This is a genomic window from Subtercola boreus, assembly GCF_003399625.1.
GTDB classification, from domain to species: Bacteria; Actinomycetota; Actinomycetes; order Actinomycetales; family Microbacteriaceae; genus Subtercola; species Subtercola boreus_C.
This window is the reverse complement of record NZ_NBXA01000052.1, coordinates 1-4,900: the sequence shown is the minus strand read 5'-3', so window position 1 is coordinate 4,900 and position 4,900 is coordinate 1. Positions and strand designations below refer to the sequence as shown.

The window sequence follows — 4,900 nt, the reverse complement described above, 5'->3', positions numbered from 1 at the left end:
GCCCCATTGAATGCGAAGGCCCTAGCGCGATCAGGGTATGTGCGCTGGCAGCGTGGATCGCTCACCGTGGCAGGTACAGGCGTAGAAGCGTTGGTCGCAGTGGGATGCCTCGAATAGCTAAAGGTTTCTGAGGCACCTCACTCCCCCAGATGCTGGCCTGCGACTTCCGCGAGATCCTGCGGTTTCGGCTTGTCTCGAAAACTCATCTCGTGGGCGCGCCTGTCTCATTCCGGTTCCTAGGAGTTCTTGAGGCAAGATGGCGACATGAGGCTATTGGGGTACACGAGGGTAAGTACCCGATCGCAGGATGCGCAGCTGCAGGTCGACGCACTCATGAAGGTTGGTGTGCAGCAGCGCGATATTTTCTCCGACGTCACCTCGGGGACAAGGGTCGCCGCGAGCAGACCCGCAATGGGTCGACTCCTCGAGCATTCTGTAGCGGGCGATACGGTCGTGGTCTGGCGGATCGACCGGCTGGGCCGATCTTTGATCGATGTTCTGAACACGGTGAAGTCGATGCAGCAGGCCGGCATCAACGTGCAGTCGATCTCGGACGGCATCGATCCCTCGACCAAGACCGGGCGGATGATGCTCGGCATGCTCGCTACCCTGGCCGAGTACGAACGAGAACTCATCGTCGAACGCGTCAATGCCGGCATCGCCGTCGCCCAGGCAGCCGGCACCAAGTTCGGCCGGCCCCCGAGCGATCCACGCATCATCGCCGAAAAACTCACGATCGTTCGGACCACGCGGAAGGCAGGCAAGACTGCGGCTGAAGCAGCTCAACTGGTCGGCTGGTCACGCGCGACCCTATATAGGTACGAGCTCGCAGCGATGAACAAGGACGATTGACTTCCTCTTCCGGAGAAACGAGGGCCGGCTCGACCATGCACCACCGGTCTAATACCTGTTTTCTCTGTTTCAGATAACGCACCTGACTCAAATTGTTCACCGGACGGCTCATACGGGACGCGGCTCGAACACGCGGCCCCGGGATGCAGTTCTGAGCACGTTCGTGATTGACTCGGCTTGTGCCATTCGACGAGCTGATGTCTGCCGACGATCTCATGATCGCGCAGCGCCGCGCTGAACATCTAGCCCAAAACGGCGCCACCGTCATTGGTCCATCGCTTCAGGCAGCGTGGGTTGGGCTGTCGGTCCTTTTTGCCCTGAACGTCGCCATCATCAGCCAAGATTCAGCCAGCATTTTTTGGTTTCTTCTCACAGCAGCCGGAACCATCGTTTCGACAGCCAGCTGGATCCGAGCACGCCGACGACACACGTTGCTCCCTCTCGCTGTTCAGGACCCCGAACGCCCGCTCGGAGTGCTGCGCAAGAAACTCCGTATCTCCATCCGTCGACAGATACGGGGCCGCGAAGCAACGACTCCATCCACCGCGCCGCTCGTCCGGGCCATGCTTCTCTGGCAGCGACGATCAAACCGCGCCGCGATCTTGACCTTCGTCGGTTTGGGCCTCAGTCTTGTCGGGCTGGCCGGGGCAACAGTCCGCGTTTTCGAGGGCTGGTCCCTCGCCCGGTTTATCTTGCAGATGATCGTCATCTTGACCGTTACTGTAATCGCCCTTACCGAAGCACGCCGGCGCCGACGAGTCTTGACATCAATCGAGAGCGTGAAAACCACAAACAGCTCACTGTAACCTGCCCGTAAAGTGACACCCGCTGCTCGTTGAGTAGATCGCCCCGCTTACCGTCCGCTCAAAGCCGATCTTCCGCCTCGTCGACCTGGTCGTTGCCTCTCTTGTTAGCTGCAAACTGATGAACGCGCGTTGCGGCTCTTCTTCCAGAGTTCACAACCAGGACCCAAATACTCATCACCGCCGCAGGGGCTATCAGAAGCAAGCAAGCACCACCGCGCTGATCCGGCGGGAACGTAAAGATCCCCGCAACGAATGTGAAAAAGAGCATAAAACCACCCCCCAAAAGCGATTGCTCAAACTCCGCAGCAGCGAATTCTCGCCTTGCCTCCCCGCCATGCTGCCTTCCCCTGTCTTCTCGTCTACCTCCGCGCAATGGCGCCTGCCTCGTACACACCGACTGTAAATGTAATCAATAGAACTGTGCAGGAATACCCAAGGTATTCCACCGCAGAGCTGCGCTCCATCTGTTCCGCTGGACGCTCTTGGCCTGAGACAGCATCGAGCGCCTTCAATCAGCCTCCGGCGCAAGGTTCTATGTCGGATCCGCCTCCTGAGTGATCGCGGCTCGTTAGATCACGCGCCAAATTCGGGGTGGCAAAGGACAGTGTTCGATTGGCGGTTCTAGCCTCGCCTCGAAGTGTCATCCTGTTCGCGGTTGGCTTTCCGACGTGCGCGTCTAGCGGCGATCAGTCCGAGAATCGCACCCGTTGCTGTGAATGCAGAACCAATCGGGGTGAACCAGCTCGCTGCACCAGAGACCGCCATCACTGACCCTGCGACGACAATGACGGTTGCCGCTACCGCGACAACTAGCAATAGGACTTCCAGGCCGCTTTGCTTCTTAGCCACGAACACTCCCTTGCAACTTCCCTTGAGCCTAAGCCTTCACTACTCTGCAGCTAGCACCGCCCTGGACTTTGCAATCTTGCGCGTTTGCAACCCCACAACATTTCAGCCGGATTAGCGTCAGTCCGCCGCGCAGCCGCCGCGTGCGATCTAGAGCATCGTCCTCTCAAAGTCCCGGTAGCCGTCCCGAATGACATGGCGTAGCCGATAATTCGGGCGCCCAGGGCTGCCCACCCGGCTGCGAGTATCGGCTACCTCCGCTTTAATTTCCTCATGAGAAATGCTCCGTTGATAAGAAGAACCAGCCCCATAATGAGACCCACCATCAGAGCGGGTTCTGCGTCCCCGGTTAGAAAGCGCACTGCGACGAAAGCGATAGCCAAAACTCCACAGCCCGTGCCCACTAGTGCCAACCACCAAGGCAGAGTTGATCTCATGCCGACAAGCGTACTTCGCAGCACTCCCGACCGGGCTTAGTCCGCGCCTAGAACCTCCTCGAGCGGTGGGAAAATCTCCGTCTGAATGTAATTTCCGATTCCCCAGAGAGTCTCGATAACATCCCACCCCTCGTATAAACTGGTTCGTTCATTGAACGCGATCCGGAAGGAGAGTTGTTCGTACGACTCTTGCTCCGTCACAACCCCACGCTCATCCGACGTAGACCACCCCTGGCCCGGTTCGCAGCGGTAGCCCTCCGTCATGAACCTGTGACCCCAGTCATTATTCAACGACACGTTCCCCCTAAGTTTCGTCACGTCAAACCTGACCTCCACACCGGCGCCCGCAGCCAGCGTCAGCAGGGGAATGCGATGCCTGTCGATAATCGCGAGTGCATTCAGAGCTGCCAGCGGGTCCCTCTCAGCATCCTCGGGCAATAGAACAAATGGTTGAAGTGACCGGATGAACTCCGTAGCGTGGCCGCTGGCCCCACGGATATGGCGCAACTGTTCCTTCCACTTCCCGGACGTAGTCGCGACTGGATACTGGGTCTTAGACGCGTCAGCGGTCGGATCATTCTTTAACACGAGCTCGTGAGCGATGTAATCCAAAGAAGAACGCAGATCTTGCACAATGTGACTCAGCGCGGGCGCCCACTCGCGCGGAAGCGGATCTGCATCGATCTCATGGTTCTTCGTTTGCAGGTGTGTCGACCTCACGTGAGGCGGCTCCTCGCTGAAGAACGCTTCGGCAGTAGCTATAAACGCAGCAAGACCGGTATGAGCCGCATCAAGCTTCAGCCGACCCTCGGACGGATGCCTCCGAGGGTGGTACTTGAACCAATGCCGAGGCTCTTCCTGTGAACCACGATTCATCTCAAGAGCGTACCGGGACGGAACACCCGACTTGATGCTTCCGATGACCGTAAAACGTGAACCAATGGAAGAGGCGGTCCCTGCCGAGGTCCCGGGCTGAAACGGCGAGCTCGTCCCCTGCCCCGACGACTCGAGCCACCCCGGCCGGAGGCCCACTACCGGCGCTGTCCAAACACGCCACCATTGAATTGGAAACTGCTTCAGTGAAGCAATGAAAGGATCAGGTTTGTAACCGCCAGCACCACACCGATTAGACCCAGGGCAATCACTAGCCGCCGCGTACGGCCGAATGGTTCATTCTTTCTTCTCGGGTGACGAATTCCCCAGACCCCAACCCCGATAAGCAGGACGACACCGACGATCAGGAGTACCCACATCAAAGGTGTCATAGCTCCCCCGTACTTCTGAGAGAATCCTAGCTAGTTGATGCACGTCTCAGTACCCGAACTAAGCAAACTCTACTCATCCCGGAAGACGTCGGCGTCGGGGACAGTCGACCAAGGTGTCTAAATCAGAGCGACAAGCTTCCCCACCGCCACGAGTTGAGGTCCCTGAAAAACCCTCAGGGGCTGCCCCACAGCGAGAAAGGGCTCTGCCAATTCCAGGACCAAGAAATTCACCTTCACCGCACTCCAGTCTTTCACTGGTCGCAGCAGTGCCGTGAGAAGCGCTCCATCGGACGTAGGCGCACCGGCCTGCAAATCTGGTTCCCCGCCTCCGATCCAAACTGGGGTACGGAACCCATCACCGTTTGGCAAACCGCTCTTGCGGCCGCCTTCCGCTGGCGTGAGCCATCGCAGTTGAGCTCGCGCATGTTCGCGCGGTACTTTCTGACCCTCATTCATTCGACAAGGGTAGCGAGAAGACCTGCTGCCGACGCTTCGAAGTCAGCCAATACATGTGCGGAAGCCGGCACCACCCTCTCACCTGCTAACAAGAAGATCACCTTGATGACAGCGCTCACTGAAATTCCCCAGTTCTGCTCACTGAAATTCCCCACCCCGGGTCGCTTCCGCGCATAGAAGCGGGCCTCCCTCGATGCTGATGGTCTTCGACCACACACCAGCTCGAGAAAGGCCCTGT

4 protein-coding genes are annotated in these 4,900 nt (G+C 58.4%); 2 read left to right on the top strand and 2 right to left on the bottom strand.

Annotated elements, in window-relative coordinates; genetic code table 11:
* Nucleotides 1-264 precede the first annotated feature (264 nt).
* Together B7R21_RS18715 and B7R21_RS18710 are read left to right on the top strand one after the other, a co-directional pair.
* Nucleotides 265-852: a recombinase family protein gene (locus B7R21_RS18715; RefSeq protein ID WP_116284773.1), complete on the top strand. Its 588-nt coding sequence runs from the start codon at nucleotides 265-267 to the stop codon at nucleotides 850-852.
* A gap of 179 nt (nucleotides 853-1,031) precedes the next feature.
* Complete coding sequence (locus B7R21_RS18710; RefSeq protein ID WP_116284772.1) at nucleotides 1,032-1,658, top strand: hypothetical protein; 627 nt, start codon at nucleotides 1,032-1,034, stop codon at nucleotides 1,656-1,658.
* A gap of 1,319 nt (nucleotides 1,659-2,977) precedes the next feature.
* Here the strand turns inward: B7R21_RS18710 and B7R21_RS18705 are convergent.
* Complete coding sequence (locus B7R21_RS18705) at nucleotides 2,978-3,553, bottom strand: hypothetical protein (protein ID WP_172592279.1); 576 nt, start codon at nucleotides 3,551-3,553, stop codon at nucleotides 2,978-2,980.
* Nucleotides 3,554-4,658: 1,105 nt separating this feature from the next.
* On the bottom strand, nucleotides 4,659-4,900 hold a 242-nt coding region (locus B7R21_RS20520; RefSeq protein ID WP_216364314.1), incomplete at its 5' end, for a hypothetical protein.